Genomic DNA, 14487 nt, shown 5'->3' with positions numbered 1-14487 from the left:
CGAAGCGGTTCGCCGAACCTATCCAAACTAGCGCAGCAATCCGCTGCGTCCATGCCCCTTGAGGTTGGCCTTTTTCATCAGCCCCTCGTACTGGTGCGACATCAGATGCGCCTGGACCTGCGCCATGAAGTCCATCACCACGATCACGATGATCAACAGGGACGTGCCGCCGAAGTAGAAGGGCACGTTCCAGTACAGGATCAGAAACTCCGGCAGCAGACACACCAGCGTGATGTAACCCGCGCCCACCAGCGTCAACCGGGTCATCACATTGTCGATGTAGCGCGCAGTCTGCTCGCCCGGCCGGATGCCCGGAATGAAGGCACCCGACTTCTTCAGGTTATCTGCCGTCTCCCGCGCGTTGAACACCAGCGCGGTGTAGAAGAAGCAGAAGAATATGATCGCAAACGCATACAGCATCACGTACAGCGGCTGGCCAGGCGACAGGGTCGAAGCGATGTCCGACAGCCAGCGCATGCCCTCGCTCTGCCCGAACCAGCTGCCCAGCGTGGCCGGGAACAGGATGATGCTGGAAGCGAAGATGGGCGGTATGACACCGGCCATGTTCAGCTTCAGCGGCAGGTGCGTGCTCTGCGCGGCATACACCTTGCGGCCCTGCTGACGGCGCGCGTAATTGACCGTTATCCGGCGCTGCCCACGTTCCACGAACACGACAAAGGCGGTCACCGCCAGCGCCATGACGAACAGGAACAGGATCGTCAGCACGTTCATCTCGCCGGTGCGCGCCAGCTCCAGCGTGCCGCCGATGGCGGCCGGCAGGCCGGCCACGATGCCGGCGAAGATGATGATTGAAATCCCGTTGCCGATGCCGCGCTCGGTGATCTGCTCACCCAGCCACATCAGGAACATGGTGCCCGTGACCAGGGTGATGACCGAGGTCATCACGAAGGCCGGCCCGGGATTGATCACCAGGCCCTCCTGACTGTTCATCAGGCCGACCGATATGCCGATGGCCTGCACCGTCGCCAGCCCCAGGGTCGCGTAGCGCGTGTACTGGGTGATCTTGCGCCGCCCGGCCTCGCCTTCCTTCTTGATCTTCTCCAGCGCCGGCACCGTGTAGCTCAGCAACTGCATGATGATCGACGCCGAGATGTAGGGCATGATCCCGAGCGCGAAGATGGTAAAGCGCATCAGGGCGCCGCCCGAGAACATGTTGAACATATCCAGGATGGTGCCGCTCTGCTGATCGGCCAGCTGTTTCAGAATGACCGGATCGATGCCGGGCACCGGGATATGGGCGCCCAGGCGGTAGACCACCAGCGCACCGAGCACGAAGAAGATCCGCTGGCGCAGCTCCCTGAGCTTGCCGATGTCCCCCAGCGATCCCGCTAATGTAGCGCCCGGTGCGGCCACTTAATCCTCGACCTTGCCGCCAGCCGCTTCTATCGCAGCCCGCGCACCCTTGGTCACGGCCACGCCCTTCAGCGTCACGGCCTTGTTCAGCTCACCCGACAGGATGACCTTGGCCTTTTCGATCTGCTGGCCGACCACACTGGCTGCCTTGAGCGCGGCCAGATCGATGACATCGGCATCGATCCTGGCCAGCTCGTCCAGGCGCACCTCGGCGCGGCTGCGGCCGATGCGGGACTTGAACCCGACCTTGGGCAGGCGACGCTGCAACGGCATCTGGCCGCCTTCGAAGCCGACCTTCTGATAGCCGCCGGAGCGGGACTTCTGGCCCTTGTGGCCGCGGCCGCAGGTCTTGCCCAGGCCCGAGCCGATGCCGCGACCGACACGCTTGGGGGAGGGCTTGCTGCCCGCGCCGGGCTTGATTGTATTCAGTCGCATCTCAGGCATCCTCGACTTGCAGCAGGTACGAAACCTTGTTGATCATCCCGCGGTTCTCCGGCGTGTCCAGCACTTCGACAGTATGCCGGATGCGGCGCAGGCCAAGGCCTGCCACACAGGCCTTGTGATTCTTCAACCGACCCGCGACACTGCGGACCAGGGTGACTTTCAGCTTCTTATCAGCCATGGTTTACCCCAGGATCTCTTCGACTTTCTTGCCACGTTTGGCGGCGATCTCATCCGGCGAGCTGATGTTGTCCAGGGCGTTCAGCGTGGCGCGCACCACATTGATCGGGTTGCGGCTGCCAACGCACTTGGACAGGACATTGCGCACGCCCACCACTTCCAGCACGGCGCGCATCGCGCCACCGGCAATGATGCCGGTACCGTCGGATGCCGGCTGCATGTACACCTTGGCCGCGCCATGCCGGCCCTTGGCGGCATAGAACAGGGTGCCCTCGTTGAGCGCATAGCCCTTCATGTTCTTGCGGGCGTTTTCCATGGCCTTCTGAATGGCCACCGGCACCTCGCGTGCCTTGCCGGTACCGAAGCCGACCTTGCCGTTGCCGTCGCCGACCACGGTCAATGCGGAGAAACCGAAGATGCGACCGCCTTTGACGACTTTCGCCACGCGGTTGACCGCAATCAGCTTTTCCTGCAGCCCATCACCCTGTACTTGTGCGTCTACACTCGCCATGATTCACCCTTAAAACTCGAGACCGGCTTCTCGCGCGGCATCAGCCAGCGCCTTGACTCGGCCGTGATATTTGTAACCGGAACGGTCGAACGCGACCTTCGTAACGCCCGCTGCCCTGGCCTTCTCTGCGATCGCCTTGCCGACCGCGGTGGCCGCCGTGGCATTGCCGGTTTTTCCCAACTCGGCGCGCAGGGCCTTGTCCAGGGTCGACGTCGCGGCGACGACCTTGTCCCCATTGGGGGCAAAGACCTGTGCGTAGATGTGACGCGGTGTGCGGTAAACGCTCAGACGGTAATCGCCGAGCTCGCGTATCTTGGCGCGCGCGCGACGTGCACGACGCAGCCGCGCTGCCTTCTTGTCCAGTGTTGCCATCTTGCTGACCTCTCTGCACCAGCGACGATTCCGACCGCCGCCTTGCCTCTGTGGTTAAAGCCTACTTCTTCTTGGCTTCCTTGCGGATGATCTTCTCATCCGCGTACTTCACGCCCTTGCCCTTATAGGGCTCGGGCGGCCGGAAACCACGAATCTCTGCCGCGACCTGGCCCACCGCCTGCTTGTCCACACCCCTGACCACGACCTCGGTCTGGCTCGGCGTCTCGATGGTGATACCCTCGGGCACTTCGTAGTTGATCGGATGCGAAAAGCCCAAGGTCAGGTTCAGGACCTTGCCCTGTGCCTGAGCGCGATAACCGACACCGACCAGCTCCAGCTTGCGTTCAAAGCCATCCTTCACGCCAACCAGCATGTTATTGATATTGGCGCGCGTGGTGCCCGCCTGAGCCCAGGCCTTCTTGGATTCCTTGCGCGGCTTGAAGCTCAGCACGTTGTCCTCGTGCGTGACCTCGACATCATCATGGATGTTGTAGTTCAGCTCGCCCTTGGGACCCTTCACCTTCACGGCCTGGCCGCTCATCTCGAAGTCGATCCCGGCGGGAAGCTGGATCGGATATTTTGCAATTCGTGACATGGCTGTGCCCTAACTTAGCTGACGGTGCACAGGACTTCACCGCCCTGGCCGTTCGCGCGCGCCTCACGGTCACTCATCACGCCACGCGAGGTGGAAATGATCGCAACACCGAGACCGCTGTTGACCTGGGGCAGTTCATCCTTGCCCTTGTAGATTCTCAAGCCCGGGCGACTGACACGCTTGATATGCATGATCACGGGCCGCCCCTCGTAGTACTTGAGGCCGATGCGCAGCTGCGGCTTTTTGCCCTCGTCGAGGCTGAAGTCGCTGATATAACCCTCGTCCTGCAGTACCTTGGCGATGGCCGCCTTCTGCTTGGACGCAGGCATGACCACCTCCGCCATCTCGGCGGTCTGGGCGTTGCGGATGCGGGTCAGCATGTCCGCCAGGGGATCCGACATACTCATGTGCAATTATCCTCGCGACTCAATTCTTACCAACTGGCCTTGACCAGACCCGGAACCTCGCCCTTCATGGCGTGTTCACGCAGCTTGTTCCGGCACAGGCCGAACTTGCGGTACACGGCGTGCGGACGGCCGGTCAGCTGGCAGCGGCGCTGGACGCGGGCGGGGCTGGCGTCGCGCGGCAGTTTGTTCAGCCGGCTCACGGCGTCCATGCGCTCTTCCACGCTGGACTCGGGGTTCTTGATAATCGCCTTCAGCTCGGCCCGCTTGGCGGCGTACTTCTTCACCGTCTTCATGCGCTTGGCTTCACGGGCAATCATGGATTTCTTGGCCATAAAACGTATCCTTAGTTGCGGAACGGGAAACTGAAGGCAGACAACAGCGCCTTGGCTTCCTCGTCCGACTTGGCGGTGGTGGTGATGGTGATATCCATACCACGCAGTACATCAACCTTGTCGTAATCGATTTCCGGAAAGATGATCTGTTCCTTCACACCCATGCTGTAGTTGCCGCGGCCGTCGAAGGACCTGCCGCTCACACCACGGAAATCGCGGACACGGGGGATTGCGATATTGATCAACCGATCCAGAAACTCGTACATGCGCTCGCGGCGCAGGGTTACCTTGCAGCCGATGGGCCAGCCTTCGCGCACTTTGAAGCCGGCAACGGATTTGCGCGCCTTGGTCACGATAGCCTTCTGACCGGCGATCTTTTCCATATCGCCGACGGCGTTTTCCATGACCTTGCGATCGGCCACGGCCTCGCCCACACCCATGTTGAGCGTGATTTTCGTAATCTTGGGGACTTCCATGACGTTGGCATAACCAAACCGCTCCTGGAGCTGCTTGATCACGGTGTCCCGATAGTGATCCTGTAACCTTGCCATCGCTGCAACCAACCTGTAATGAATTAAGCGTCTACCACTTCACCAGTGGACTTGAAAACGCGCACCTTGCGCCCGTCTTCCAGCGTCTTGAAGCCACCCGCTCACCCTTGCTGGTCTGGGGATTGAACAGCATCACGTTGGAGGCCTGGATCGGCGCCTCCTTCTGCATGATACCGCCGGCCACGCCCGCGCCCGGGTTGGGCTTCTGGTGCTTCTTGACGACATTGACGTTTTCGACAATCAGCCGATCATCATCCAGCACCCGCAGCACATTGCCGCGCTTGCCTTTGTCCTTACCTGTAGTGACAACAACCTCGTCACCTTTCTTGATCTTACGCATGTCGAAACCCTACCTGGATTAGAGCACTTCCGGAGCCAGTGACACGATCTTCATGAACTTGTCGCCGCGCAGCTCGCGGGTGACGGGACCGAAAATACGCGTACCGATAGGCTCCAGCTTGTTGTTCAGCAGAACCGCTGCATTGGTGTCGAAACGGATCAGCGAACCGTCAGGACGCCGCACGCCCTTGCGGGTGCGCACCACGACGGCATTGTACACCTCGCCCTTCTTGACCTTGCCGCGCGGGATGGCTTCCTTCACGCTGACCTTGATCACGTCGCCGATCCCGGCATAGCGACGATGCGAGCCGCCCAGCACCTTGATGCACTGGACTTCGCGGGCACCGCTGTTGTCGGCGACATTCAGCATGGTTTGCATCTGAATCATGACGGCTTCCTAAAAACTGTATGAACTCGGCGACTGTCTTCAGACCGCCTCGGCACGCTCGACCACGGACACCAGACGAAAGGTCTTGGTCTTCGACAGCGGGCGGCACTCCTGGATCGTCACCAGATCCCCTTCCTGGCACTCGTTGTTCTCGTCGTGCACATGGTACTTTGTGGACCGGCGGATATACTTACCGTACAGGGGGTGACGCACACGACGCTCGATCATCACGGTCGCGGTCTTATCCATCCTGTTGCTGATCACGCGCCCGGTCAGGGTGCGCTCGACTTTCTGTTCTTCACTCATGCTGCATCACCCGACTTCGCCATTTCATTCAGCACGGTCTTGATACGTGCAATATCCTTGCGCACACGCTTGAACTGGTGCGGGCGCGACAGCTGCCCCGTGGCATTCTGCATGCGCAGATTGAACTGCTCGCGCAGCAGACCCGTAAGTTCCTCGCGCAACTCGGTAGTGGACTTGTTTCGCAATTCGTTCGCTTTCATCACATCACCGTCCGGTTGACAAAGGTGATGCCGACCGGCAGCTTGGCTGCGGCGAGGCGAAAGGCTTCCCGCGCCATCTCCTCGGAGACACCCTCGATTTCATACAGCACGCGGCCGGGCTGGATCTTTGCGACCCAGTACTCGACGTTGCCCTTGCCCTTGCCCATGCGAACCTCGATGGGTTTCTTGGTAACGGGTACATCCGGAAACACGCGGATCCACAGCTTGCCGCCACGCTTGACGTGACGGGTGATGGCGCGGCGCGCGGCCTCGATCTGGCGCGCGGTCACCTGGCCACGGGTCGTGGCCTTGATCGCATATTCACCGAAGCTGACACGGTTGCCCGAGGTGGAGAGCCCGCGGTTACGGCCCTTCTGTTGTTTGCGAAATTTGGTGCGTTTCGGTTGCAGCATGATCCAAAACTCCGTTAGCCTGCCGCTGCCTTCTTACCGGCATCGGTTTCTGCGGACTGCTCGGTCTTGCCGAACACCTCGCCTTTGAATATCCAGACCTTGACGCCAATGATGCCGTAAGTGGTGCGGGCCTCGGCAAAGCCGTAATCGATGTCGGCGCGCAGCGTGTGCAACGGCACCCGGCCCTCGCGATACCACTCGGTACGTGCGATCTCGGCGCCGTTCAGGCGGCCGGCCACGTTGATGCGGATACCCTGGGCACCCAGACGCATCGAGTTGCCCACGGCGCGCTTCATGGCGCGGCGGAACATGATGCGACGCTCGAGCTGCTGGGCCACACTCTCGGCCACCAGCTGGGCGTCGAGTTCGGGCTTGCGCACTTCCTCGATATTGATGTGCACCGGAATGCCCATCATGCGGGAGACGTCCTTGCGCAGGGCCTCGATGTCCTCACCCTTCTTGCCGATCACGATACCCGGACGCGCCGTGTAGATCGTGATCATGGCGTTCTTGGCCGGGCGCTCGATCCTGATCCGGCTCACCGAGGCATGCGACAGGCGCTGCTTGAGATAATCGCGCACCTTGATGTCGTTGTTCAGATACTCGGCGAACTGCCGGGAATCCGCATACCACTTCGAGGTCCAGTCCTTGACTATGCCCAGGCGAATGCCGTTTGGATTGACTTTTTGACCCATTCCGAACTCTCTTTATGCTGTATCCGCAGCGTTAATCGGCGACCGTCACGGTAATGTGGCTGGTCTGCTTTAAAATACGGTTGGCACGCCCCTTGGCGCGTGCACGAAAGCGCTTCAGCGTCGGACCCTCGTTGACCATAATGGTCGAGATCTTCAGCTCGTCGATGTCGGCGCCCTCATTGTGCTCGGCATTGGCAATGGCCGATTCCAGCACCTTGCGCATGATGCCCGCAGCCTTCTTCTGACTGAACATCAGGGTCTGCAGCGCCCGTTCGACCGGCATACCGCGCACCTGATCGGCCACCAGGCGGCACTTCTGGGGCGAGATTCGCGCAAAACGCAATTTGGCACTGACCTGCATGTGACTCACTCCCTTACCTGGACTTCTTGTCGGCCGCGTGCCCCTTGAAGGTGCGCGTGGCGGCAAATTCACCGAGCTTGTGACCGATCATGTGCTCGTTGATCAGCACCGGCACATGCTGACGGCCATTGTGCACGGCGATGGTGAGCCCAACCATGTCCGGCAGGACCATGGAGCGACGCGACCAGGTCTTGATCGGCTTGCGGCTGTTGGCCGCAACGGCTGCGTCGACCTTCTTGCTCAGGTGCTCATCGACAAATGGCCCCTTACGAACTGAACGTGGCACGTTTAGATCCCCTTAAACTTATCTGCTCTTGCGACGGCGCACGATCATGTGATCGGTACGCTTGTTCTTGCGTGTCTTGTAGCCCTTGGTCGGAACACCCCAGGGGGTGACCGGATGCCGGCCGCCCGAGGTACGGCCCTCGCCGCCGCCATGCGGATGATCCACCGGGTTCATGGCCACACCGCGCACGGTCGGGCGTACACCGCGCCAGCGCTTGGCGCCGGCCTTGCCCAGCGAGCGCAGACTGTGCTCGGAGTTGCCGACCTCGCCGATGGTCGCGCGGCAGTCGGCGTGCACCTTGCGCATCTCGCCCGAGCGCAGACGCAGCGTGGCGTATTCACCCTCGCGCGCCACCAGCTGCACACCGGTACCGGCGCTGCGCGCCATCTGCCCGCCCTTGCCCGGCTTCATCTCGATGTTGTGCACCAGGGTACCGACCGGGATGTTACGCAGCGGCATGGCACTGCCCGGTTTGATCGGCGCATGACTGCCGGACTGCACAGGCATGCCCACTCCCAGGCCCTTGGGCGCCAGGATGTAGCGGCGCTCGCCGTCGGCATACAGCACCAGGGCGATGTTGGCGGTACGGTTCGGATCGTACTCGATGCGCTCGACACGACCGGCGATGCCGTCCTTGTTGCGCTTGAAGTCGATCACACGGTAACGCTGCTTGTGACCGCCGCCGCGATGCCGGGTGGTGATACGCCCCAGGTTGTTGCGCCCGCCGTTCTTGCTCTTCTTCTCGACCAGCGGCCCATGGGGCTCGCCCCGGTACAGGTCGCTCGTCGAGAGCTTCACCACAAAGCGGCGGCCCGGAGATGTGGGCTTGGTTTTGACAATAGCCATGACTGAACCTTGCGCTCTTAACTTCCGTCCTCAGGTGCGGATTATTCCGCCCCCATGAAATCGATATCCTGGCCTTCCGCCAGGGTGACATAGGCCTTCTTCCAGTCCGAGCGCCTGCCCAGCGTCTGGCCGAAGCGCTTGGCCTTGCCCTTGACCCTGGACACCTGCACGTTGGTCACCTTGACCTCGAACAGCTTCTCCACGGCCTGGCGGATTTCGGGCTTGCTGGCATCGGGCAGCACCTTGAATGCGTACTGCCGGCTGGTATCTGCCAGCCGCGCGGTCTTTTCCGACACCAGCGGTGCCAGCAGAACCTTCATCAGGCGTTCCTGACTCATGCCAGTCTCTCCTCAAACTTCTTCAGGGTGTCGAGCGTCATCAACACCTTTTCGAATCCGATCAGGCTGACCGGATCAGCGGTTTCGGAATCACACACCCCGACGTTGTAGAGGTTGCGCGCGGCGAGATACAGGTTCTCGTCCGCATCGTCGTTGACGATCAGCACGTCCCGCAGATCCATGTCCCTGAGCTTGCCTACCAGGTCCCTGGTCCTGGGTGCGGCAAGCGTGAAGTCGTCCACGATGACCAGGCGATCCTGACGCAGCAGTTCCGACAGAATCGAGGCCATGGCCCCGCGGTACATCTTCTTGTTCACCTTCTGCGAGTAGTCGCGCGGCCTGGCGGCGAAGGTCTTGCCGCCGCCGGCCCACAGCGGGCTGCGGATTGTACCAGAACGCGCCCGGCCTGTCCCCTTCTGGCGCCAGGGTTTGGCGCCGCCGCCACGCACATCGGAACGGCTCTTCTGCGCCTTGGTGCCGGCGCGGCCACCTGCCATGAAGGCGGTGACGACCTGGTGGATCAACGCCTCGTTGAAATCACGCCCGAAGGCCTTGTCCGAGACGCTGACAGATGCACCACCCTGAACCTGAATATCCATCATTGCCTCCTCAAGCCTTCACTGCCGGCCGCACGATCACGTCGCCGCCCTTGGAACCGGGGACCGCGCCCTTGATCAGGAGCAGATTGCGCTCGGCATCCACGCGCACCACTTCCAGGCTCTGGGTGGTGCGGCGCTTACTGCCCATATGTCCGGCCATCTTCTTGCCCTTGAACACGCGGCCCGGGGTCTGGTTCTGGCCGATCGAACCCGGCGCGCGGTGCGACAGCGAGTTGCCGTGAGTGGCGTCCTGGGTGCGGAAATGGTGACGCTTCACGCCGCCCTGGAACCCCTTGCCGATGCTGGTGCCGCTGACATCGACCTTCTGGCCGGACTCGAAGATGTCGACCTTGATCTCGGCGCCGACCTCGATGCCCTCGCCTTCCTCGCCATCCAGACGGAATTCCCACAGCCCGCGGCCCGCCTCAACCCCGGCCCTGGCGTAATGCCCGGCCAGCGGCTTGGTCACGCGCGATGCGCGCCGGCTGCCGGTGGTCACCTGCAGCGCACGATAACCATCGGTCTCCTGCGACTTCAGCTGAGTCACCCGGTTCGGTTCGACCTCGATTACGGTCACCGGAACAGCCGCCCCGTCTTCGGTGAAGACGCGGGTCATTCCGATCTTGCGGCCTACTACTCCGATCGCCATTGCTCTAACCCTAAAGATCCAGTGTGCCGGCCCAACGCCGGCAGCATCATCAATTCAGTTTAATCTGCACATCCACACCGGCGGCGAGGTCCAGCTTCATCAGCGCGTCGACCGTCTTGTCGGTAGGGTCGACGATATCCATCAGCCGCTTGTGGGTACGGATCTCGTACTGGTCCCGCGCATCCTTGTTGACATGCGGCGAGATCAGAATCGTAAAACTTTCCTTTTTCGTGGGCAGCGGAATCGGCCCGCGCACCTGGGCACCGGTACGCTTGGCTGTCTCCACGATCTCCCGCGCCGACTGATCGATCAGACGATGATCAAAGGCCTTGAGGCGGATACGAATACGTTGATTGGTCATTACAAAACCTCAGTGTTTGGGTGAGGAGTAAAGAGGCAGGAGCGAGGAGAAAACCTCCCCTCCTCACGCCTCACGCCTTACGCCTCACTCAATAATCTTCGACACCACGCCGGCGCCCACGGTACGCCCGCCCTCGCGGATGGCGAAGCGCAGACCCTCTTCCATCGCGATCGGCGCAATCAGCGACACCGTCATCTTCACGTTGTCGCCCGGCATCACCATCTCCACGCCTTCCGGCAGGTCGCACGCACCGGTCACGTCCGTCGTGCGGAAGTAGAACTGCGGACGATAGCCGTTGAAGAACGGCGTGTGACGACCACCCTCGTCCTTGCCCAGCACGTACACCTCGCACTCGAACTTGGTGTGCGGCGTGATCGACTTCGGCACGCACAGCACCTGGCCGCGCTCAACATCGTCACGCTTGGTCCCGCGCAGCAGCACGCCCACGTTGTCGCCCGCCTCGCCCGAATCCAGCAGCTTGCGGAACATCTCCACGCCGGTCACGGTGGTCTTGACCGTGTCGCGAATGCCCACGATCTCGACCTCGTCGCCCACCGTCACCTTGCCGCGCTCGATACGACCGGTCACCACCGTGCCGCGACCCGAAATCGAGAACACGTCCTCGATCGGCATCAGAAACGGCTGGTCCACCGGGCGCTCCGGCACCGGAATATAGGAGTCCAGCGCTTCGAGCAGCTTCTCGATCGACGGCACACCGATGTCCGAGGTGTCACCCTCCAGCGCCTTCAACGCCGAACCGGTGATGATCGGGGTGTCGTCGCCGGGGAAATCGTAGGAGGACAGCAGATCCCGGATCTCCATCTCCACCAGCTCCAGCAGCTCCGGATCGTCGACCTGGTCGGCCTTGTTCATGTACACCACGATCGAGGGCACGCCCACCTGACGCGCCAGCAGGATGTGCTCGCGCGTCTGCGGCATCGGGCCGTCGGCCGCGCTCACCACCAGGATCGCGCCGTCCATCTGCGCCGCACCCGTGATCATGTTCTTCACATAGTCGGCATGCCCGGGGCAGTCCACGTGCGCGTAGTGGCGCGCGTCCGTCTCGTACTCCACGTGGGCGGTGGCAATCGTGATCCCGCGCGCACGCTCTTCCGGGGCATTGTCGATCTGATCATAGGCCCGGAACTCGCCGCCCATCTTCTCGGCACCCACCTTCGTCAGCGCCGCCGTCAGCGTCGTCTTACCATGGTCCACGTGACCTATCGTTCCCACATTCACGTGCGGCTTCGTTCGCTCAAATTTTTCCTTGGACACGACTGCTACCTCGTTACAGTTCTGTTGGTCTCTAGAGAATTACGATGCTTTCTTGATGATCGCGTCGGCAACGTTGGACGGCGCCTCGGCATACTTCTCGAATTGCATGCTGTAAGCGGCGCGGCCCTGGGTGGCGCTGCGCAGATCGGTCGCATAACCGAACATCTCCGACAGCGGCACTTCCGCACGCACCTGCTTGCCGGAGGGGCTGTCGTCCATCTCCTTGATCATGCCGCGGCGACGGTTCAGGTCACCCACAACATCACCCATGTATTCTTCCGGCGTAACCACCTCGACACTCATGATGGGCTCGAGCAGCACCGGGCTTGCCTTCATGGCGCCTTCCTTGAAGCCCATGGAACCGGCGATCTTGAATGCCATTTCCGAGGAGTCCACATCGTGGTAGGAGCCATCGAACAGGGTGACCTTGACGTCCACCATCGGGAAGCCGCCCAGCACGCCATTTTCCATCTGTTCCTTGATACCCTTGTCCACGGCCGGGATGTAATCCTTGGGCACGACGCCGCCGACGATGGCGTTGACGAATTCGTAGCCGGTGCCCGGCTCCTGCGGCTCGAGCTTGAGTACCACATGGCCGTACTGACCGCGGCCGCCGGACTGGCGCACGAACTTGCCTTCGACCTTCTCGACCATCTTGCGGATGGTCTCGCGGTAGGCCACCTGGGGCGCACCCACGTTGGCCTCGACCTTGAATTCACGCTTCATGCGGTCGACGATGATGTCCAGGTGCAGTTCGCCCATACCGGAGATGATAGTCTGGCCGGACTCCTCGTCGGTATGCACGCGGAAGGAGGGATCCTCCTGGGCCAGCTTCTGCAGGGCGATACCCATCTTCTCCTGGTCGGCCTTGGTCTTGGGCTCCACCGCGACCGAGATGACCGGCTCAGGGAATTCCATCCGCTCCAGGATGACGGGCTTACCCATATCGCACAGGGTGTCACCGGTGGTGACGTCCTTCAGGCCCACGGCGGCGGCGATGTCGCCGGCGCGCACTTCCTTGATCTCCTCGCGCGAATTGGAATGCATCTGCAGGATACGGCCGACGCGCTCCTTCTTGCCCTTGACCGAGTTGTAGACGGTGTCGCCGGAATTCAGCACACCGGAATAGACCCGGAAGAAGGTCAGCGAGCCCACATAGGGATCGGTGGCGATCTTGAATGCCAGGGCGGCGAAGGGCTCGTCGTCGGAGGACTTGCGCAGCACCTCGGTCTCGCTCTCGTCGTCCAGCACGCCCTTGATGGCGAGCACGTCGACCGGCGAGGGCATGAAATTGATGACGGCGTCGAGCATGGCCTGCACGCCCTTGTTCTTGAAGGCGGAGCCGCACATCATCGGAATGATCTCCACCGACAGGGTGCGCATGCGCAGCCCCTTGATGATCTCCTCGTGGGACAGATCGCCCTCGTTGAGATACTTATCCATCAGCTCTTCGGTGGCCTCGGCGGCGGCTTCCAGCATGTGCTCGCGCCATTCCTGGCACTGCTCGAGCATGTCCTCGGGGATGTCCCTGGCCTCGTAGGTCATCCCCATGTCCTGCTCGTTCCAGTAGATGGCCTGCATCCGGATCAGGTCGACCACGCCCTTGAAGTTGTCCTCAGCCCCGATCGGCAACTGCACCGGAACCGGGAAGGCGCCCAGCCGGGTCTTGACCTGCTCGACCACGCGCAGGAAGTTCGCGCCGGCGCGGTCCATCTTGTTCACGAAGCCCATGCGCGGGACGTGATACTTGTTGGCCTGGCGCCATACCGTCTCGGACTGGGGCTCGACACCGCCGACAGCGCAGAATACGGCACAGGCGCCATCGAGCACACGCAGGGAACGCTCCACCTCGATGGTGAAGTCCACGTGGCCGGGCGTATCAATGATATTGATGCGATGCTCCGGGAACTGCTGGTCCATGCCGCTCCAGAAACAGGTGGTGGCAGCGGAGGTGATGGTGATACCGCGCTCCTGCTCCTGTTCCATCCAGTCCATGGTCGCGGCGCCATCATGCACCTCGCCGATCTTGTGCGACACGCCGGTATAGAACAGAACGCGTTCGGTGGTCGTCGTCTTGCCGGCGTCAATGTGCGCCATGATGCCGACATTGCGATAACGTTCAATTGGAGTTTTGCGTGCCACGGACTGAATTCCTATCTAATGTTGCTTGAATATTGCCTGGATATATCTGGACGCTTACCAGCGGTAGTGCGCGAAGGCCTTGTTGGCCTCGGCCATGCGGTGCGTATCCTCGCGCTTCTTCACGGCGGCGCCGCGACTCTCGGCTGCATCCAGGATTTCGCCGGCAAGGCGCTGGGCCATGGTCTTCTCGCTGCGTTTGCTGGCGGCGTCGATCACCCAGCGCATGGCCAGGGTCTGGCGGCGCACCGGACGCACCTCGATGGGCACCTGGTAGGTCGCACCGCCGACGCGCCGGGACTTGACCTCAACCATCGGGCTGACGTTGTCCAGGGCCTGGTCCATGACCTCCATCGGATCGCCGCTCTTCTGGCCGATATGATCCAGGGCGCCATAGACAATGCGCTCGGCGACCGATTTCTTGCCGCTTTTCATGACCATATTCATGAACTTGGCCAGTTTCTCACTGCCGAACTTGGGGTCCGGAAGGATCTGACGACGCTCTGCTGACTTTCTTCTCGACATGAAT

General features: G+C 61.7%; 24 protein-coding genes and 1 pseudogene. All 25 read right to left on the bottom strand.

What is annotated here, in order from left to right; translation table 11 throughout:
- Positions 1-27: 27 nt before the first annotated feature.
- Complete coding sequence (gene secY / locus D6C00_RS11460) at positions 28-1374, bottom strand: preprotein translocase subunit SecY (protein ID WP_125181835.1); 1347 nt, start codon at positions 1372-1374, stop codon at positions 28-30.
- A complete protein-coding gene (gene rplO / locus D6C00_RS11455) occupies positions 1375-1809 on the bottom strand; it encodes a 50S ribosomal protein L15 (protein WP_125181834.1) in 435 nt (144 codons plus the stop codon).
- 1 nt (position 1810) lies between these two features.
- Positions 1811-1996, bottom strand: a complete 186-nt coding sequence (gene rpmD / locus D6C00_RS11450) for a 50S ribosomal protein L30 (RefSeq protein ID WP_125181833.1) — start codon at positions 1994-1996, stop codon at positions 1811-1813.
- A gap of 3 nt (positions 1997-1999) precedes the next feature.
- A complete protein-coding gene (gene rpsE / locus D6C00_RS11445; protein WP_125181832.1) occupies positions 2000-2506 on the bottom strand; it encodes a 30S ribosomal protein S5 in 507 nt (168 codons plus the stop codon).
- Between the two features lie 9 nt (positions 2507-2515).
- A complete protein-coding gene (rplR, locus tag D6C00_RS11440) occupies positions 2516-2869 on the bottom strand; it encodes a 50S ribosomal protein L18 (protein ID WP_177433226.1) in 354 nt (117 codons plus the stop codon).
- A gap of 70 nt (positions 2870-2939) precedes the next feature.
- Positions 2940-3473, bottom strand: coding sequence for a 50S ribosomal protein L6 (rplF, locus tag D6C00_RS11435; protein ID WP_125181830.1), 534 nt, complete (start codon positions 3471-3473; stop codon positions 2940-2942).
- Positions 3474-3487: 14 nt separating this feature from the next.
- Entirely contained in the window at positions 3488-3880 is a 393-nt protein-coding gene (gene rpsH / locus D6C00_RS11430) for a 30S ribosomal protein S8 (RefSeq protein ID WP_125181829.1), read from the bottom strand.
- A 26-nt stretch (positions 3881-3906) separates the two neighbouring features.
- Positions 3907-4212: a 30S ribosomal protein S14 gene (gene rpsN, locus D6C00_RS11425; protein ID WP_125181828.1), complete on the bottom strand. Its 306-nt coding sequence runs from the start codon at positions 4210-4212 to the stop codon at positions 3907-3909.
- Positions 4213-4223: 11 nt separating this feature from the next.
- Positions 4224-4763, bottom strand: coding sequence for a 50S ribosomal protein L5 (rplE, locus tag D6C00_RS11420; protein ID WP_125181827.1), 540 nt, complete (start codon positions 4761-4763; stop codon positions 4224-4226).
- Between the two features lie 23 nt (positions 4764-4786).
- Positions 4787-5103: pseudogene (rplX, locus tag D6C00_RS11415) on the bottom strand (50S ribosomal protein L24).
- Between the two features lie 18 nt (positions 5104-5121).
- Entirely contained in the window at positions 5122-5490 is a 369-nt protein-coding gene (rplN, locus tag D6C00_RS11410) for a 50S ribosomal protein L14 (RefSeq protein ID WP_125181826.1), read from the bottom strand.
- A gap of 39 nt (positions 5491-5529) precedes the next feature.
- Positions 5530-5796: a 30S ribosomal protein S17 gene (gene rpsQ / locus D6C00_RS11405; RefSeq protein ID WP_096367093.1), complete on the bottom strand. Its 267-nt coding sequence runs from the start codon at positions 5794-5796 to the stop codon at positions 5530-5532.
- Positions 5793-5996 (bottom strand): 50S ribosomal protein L29, encoded by a 204-nt coding sequence (gene rpmC / locus D6C00_RS11400; protein WP_125181825.1) that lies wholly within the window; start codon positions 5994-5996, stop codon positions 5793-5795. The genes rpsQ and rpmC overlap by 4 nt, the downstream gene beginning before the upstream one ends.
- A complete protein-coding gene (gene rplP, locus D6C00_RS11395) occupies positions 5996-6409 on the bottom strand; it encodes a 50S ribosomal protein L16 (protein ID WP_096367095.1) in 414 nt (137 codons plus the stop codon). The genes rpmC and rplP overlap by 1 nt, the downstream gene beginning before the upstream one ends.
- A 14-nt stretch (positions 6410-6423) precedes the next feature.
- Complete coding sequence (gene rpsC / locus D6C00_RS11390; RefSeq protein WP_125181824.1) at positions 6424-7104, bottom strand: 30S ribosomal protein S3; 681 nt, start codon at positions 7102-7104, stop codon at positions 6424-6426.
- Between the two features lie 31 nt (positions 7105-7135).
- Positions 7136-7465: a 50S ribosomal protein L22 gene (gene rplV / locus D6C00_RS11385; RefSeq protein WP_125181823.1), complete on the bottom strand. Its 330-nt coding sequence runs from the start codon at positions 7463-7465 to the stop codon at positions 7136-7138.
- 13 nt (positions 7466-7478) lie between these two features.
- Positions 7479-7751, bottom strand: coding sequence for a 30S ribosomal protein S19 (rpsS, locus tag D6C00_RS11380; RefSeq protein WP_125181822.1), 273 nt, complete (start codon positions 7749-7751; stop codon positions 7479-7481).
- Between the two features lie 18 nt (positions 7752-7769).
- Positions 7770-8597 (bottom strand): 50S ribosomal protein L2, encoded by an 828-nt coding sequence (gene rplB, locus D6C00_RS11375; RefSeq protein ID WP_125181821.1) that lies wholly within the window; start codon positions 8595-8597, stop codon positions 7770-7772.
- Positions 8598-8638: 41 nt separating this feature from the next.
- Positions 8639-8935 carry a 50S ribosomal protein L23 gene (gene rplW, locus D6C00_RS11370; protein WP_125181820.1) on the bottom strand — a complete coding sequence of 99 codons (297 nt, stop codon included), beginning with the start codon at positions 8933-8935 and terminating at the stop codon, positions 8639-8641.
- Positions 8932-9534: a 50S ribosomal protein L4 gene (gene rplD / locus D6C00_RS11365; protein ID WP_125181819.1), complete on the bottom strand. Its 603-nt coding sequence runs from the start codon at positions 9532-9534 to the stop codon at positions 8932-8934. The genes rplW and rplD overlap by 4 nt, the downstream gene beginning before the upstream one ends.
- Before the next feature lie 10 nt (positions 9535-9544).
- The gene (rplC, locus tag D6C00_RS11360; protein WP_125181818.1) at positions 9545-10183 is read right to left on the bottom strand and encodes a 50S ribosomal protein L3; all 639 of its coding nucleotides are present in this window, start codon (positions 10181-10183) and stop codon (positions 9545-9547) included.
- Positions 10184-10232: 49 nt separating this feature from the next.
- Positions 10233-10544: a 30S ribosomal protein S10 gene (gene rpsJ / locus D6C00_RS11355; protein ID WP_125181817.1), complete on the bottom strand. Its 312-nt coding sequence runs from the start codon at positions 10542-10544 to the stop codon at positions 10233-10235.
- Positions 10545-10628: 84 nt separating this feature from the next.
- The gene (tuf, locus tag D6C00_RS11350; RefSeq protein ID WP_125181816.1) at positions 10629-11819 is read right to left on the bottom strand and encodes an elongation factor Tu; all 1191 of its coding nucleotides are present in this window, start codon (positions 11817-11819) and stop codon (positions 10629-10631) included.
- A gap of 39 nt (positions 11820-11858) precedes the next feature.
- Positions 11859-13961 (bottom strand): elongation factor G, encoded by a 2103-nt coding sequence (fusA, locus tag D6C00_RS11345; protein WP_125181815.1) that lies wholly within the window; start codon positions 13959-13961, stop codon positions 11859-11861.
- Positions 13962-14015: 54 nt separating this feature from the next.
- Entirely contained in the window at positions 14016-14483 is a 468-nt protein-coding gene (rpsG, locus tag D6C00_RS11340) for a 30S ribosomal protein S7 (RefSeq protein ID WP_125181814.1), read from the bottom strand.
- Positions 14484-14487: the final 4 nt, after the last annotated feature.

This window comes from Thiohalobacter thiocyanaticus, from assembly GCF_003932505.1.
Lineage (GTDB): Bacteria > Pseudomonadota > Gammaproteobacteria > Thiohalobacterales > Thiohalobacteraceae > Thiohalobacter > Thiohalobacter thiocyanaticus.
The sequence above is the reverse complement of the archived record's forward strand: the minus strand, read 5'-3'. Positions and strand labels throughout refer to the sequence as shown.

Excerpts from the sequence above, each read along its gene's own strand:
- rplO (WP_125181834.1), bottom strand. The coding sequence starts at position 1,809 with ATGCGACTGAATACAATCAAGCCCGGCGCGGGCAGCAAGCCCTCCCCC.
- rpmD (WP_125181833.1), bottom strand. The coding sequence starts at position 1,996 with ATGGCTGATAAGAAGCTGAAAGTCACCCTGGTCCGCAGTGTCGCGGGT.
- rpsE (WP_125181832.1), bottom strand. The coding sequence starts at position 2,506 with ATGGCGAGTGTAGACGCACAAGTACAGGGTGATGGGCTGCAGGAAAAG.
- rplF (WP_125181830.1), bottom strand. The coding sequence starts at position 3,473 with ATGTCACGAATTGCAAAATATCCGATCCAGCTTCCCGCCGGGATCGAC.
- rpsH (WP_125181829.1), bottom strand. The coding sequence starts at position 3,880 with ATGAGTATGTCGGATCCCCTGGCGGACATGCTGACCCGCATCCGCAAC.
- rpsN (WP_125181828.1), bottom strand. The coding sequence starts at position 4,212 with ATGGCCAAGAAATCCATGATTGCCCGTGAAGCCAAGCGCATGAAGACG.
- rplE (WP_125181827.1), bottom strand. The coding sequence starts at position 4,763 with ATGGCAAGGTTACAGGATCACTATCGGGACACCGTGATCAAGCAGCTC.
- rplN (WP_125181826.1), bottom strand. The coding sequence starts at position 5,490 with ATGATTCAGATGCAAACCATGCTGAATGTCGCCGACAACAGCGGTGCC.
- rpsQ (WP_096367093.1), bottom strand. The coding sequence starts at position 5,796 with ATGAGTGAAGAACAGAAAGTCGAGCGCACCCTGACCGGGCGCGTGATC.
- rpmC (WP_125181825.1), bottom strand. The coding sequence starts at position 5,996 with ATGAAAGCGAACGAATTGCGAAACAAGTCCACTACCGAGTTGCGCGAG.
- rplP (WP_096367095.1), bottom strand. The coding sequence starts at position 6,409 with ATGCTGCAACCGAAACGCACCAAATTTCGCAAACAACAGAAGGGCCGT.
- rpsC (WP_125181824.1), bottom strand. The coding sequence starts at position 7,104 with ATGGGTCAAAAAGTCAATCCAAACGGCATTCGCCTGGGCATAGTCAAG.
- rplV (WP_125181823.1), bottom strand. The coding sequence starts at position 7,465 with ATGCAGGTCAGTGCCAAATTGCGTTTTGCGCGAATCTCGCCCCAGAAG.
- rplB (WP_125181821.1), bottom strand. The coding sequence starts at position 8,597 with ATGGCTATTGTCAAAACCAAGCCCACATCTCCGGGCCGCCGCTTTGTG.
- rplW (WP_125181820.1), bottom strand. The coding sequence starts at position 8,935 with ATGAGTCAGGAACGCCTGATGAAGGTTCTGCTGGCACCGCTGGTGTCG.
- rplD (WP_125181819.1), bottom strand. The coding sequence starts at position 9,534 with ATGGATATTCAGGTTCAGGGTGGTGCATCTGTCAGCGTCTCGGACAAG.
- rplC (WP_125181818.1), bottom strand. The coding sequence starts at position 10,183 with ATGGCGATCGGAGTAGTAGGCCGCAAGATCGGAATGACCCGCGTCTTC.
- rpsJ (WP_125181817.1), bottom strand. The coding sequence starts at position 10,544 with ATGACCAATCAACGTATTCGTATCCGCCTCAAGGCCTTTGATCATCGT.
- rpsG (WP_125181814.1), bottom strand. The coding sequence starts at position 14,483 with ATGTCGAGAAGAAAGTCAGCAGAGCGTCGTCAGATCCTTCCGGACCCC.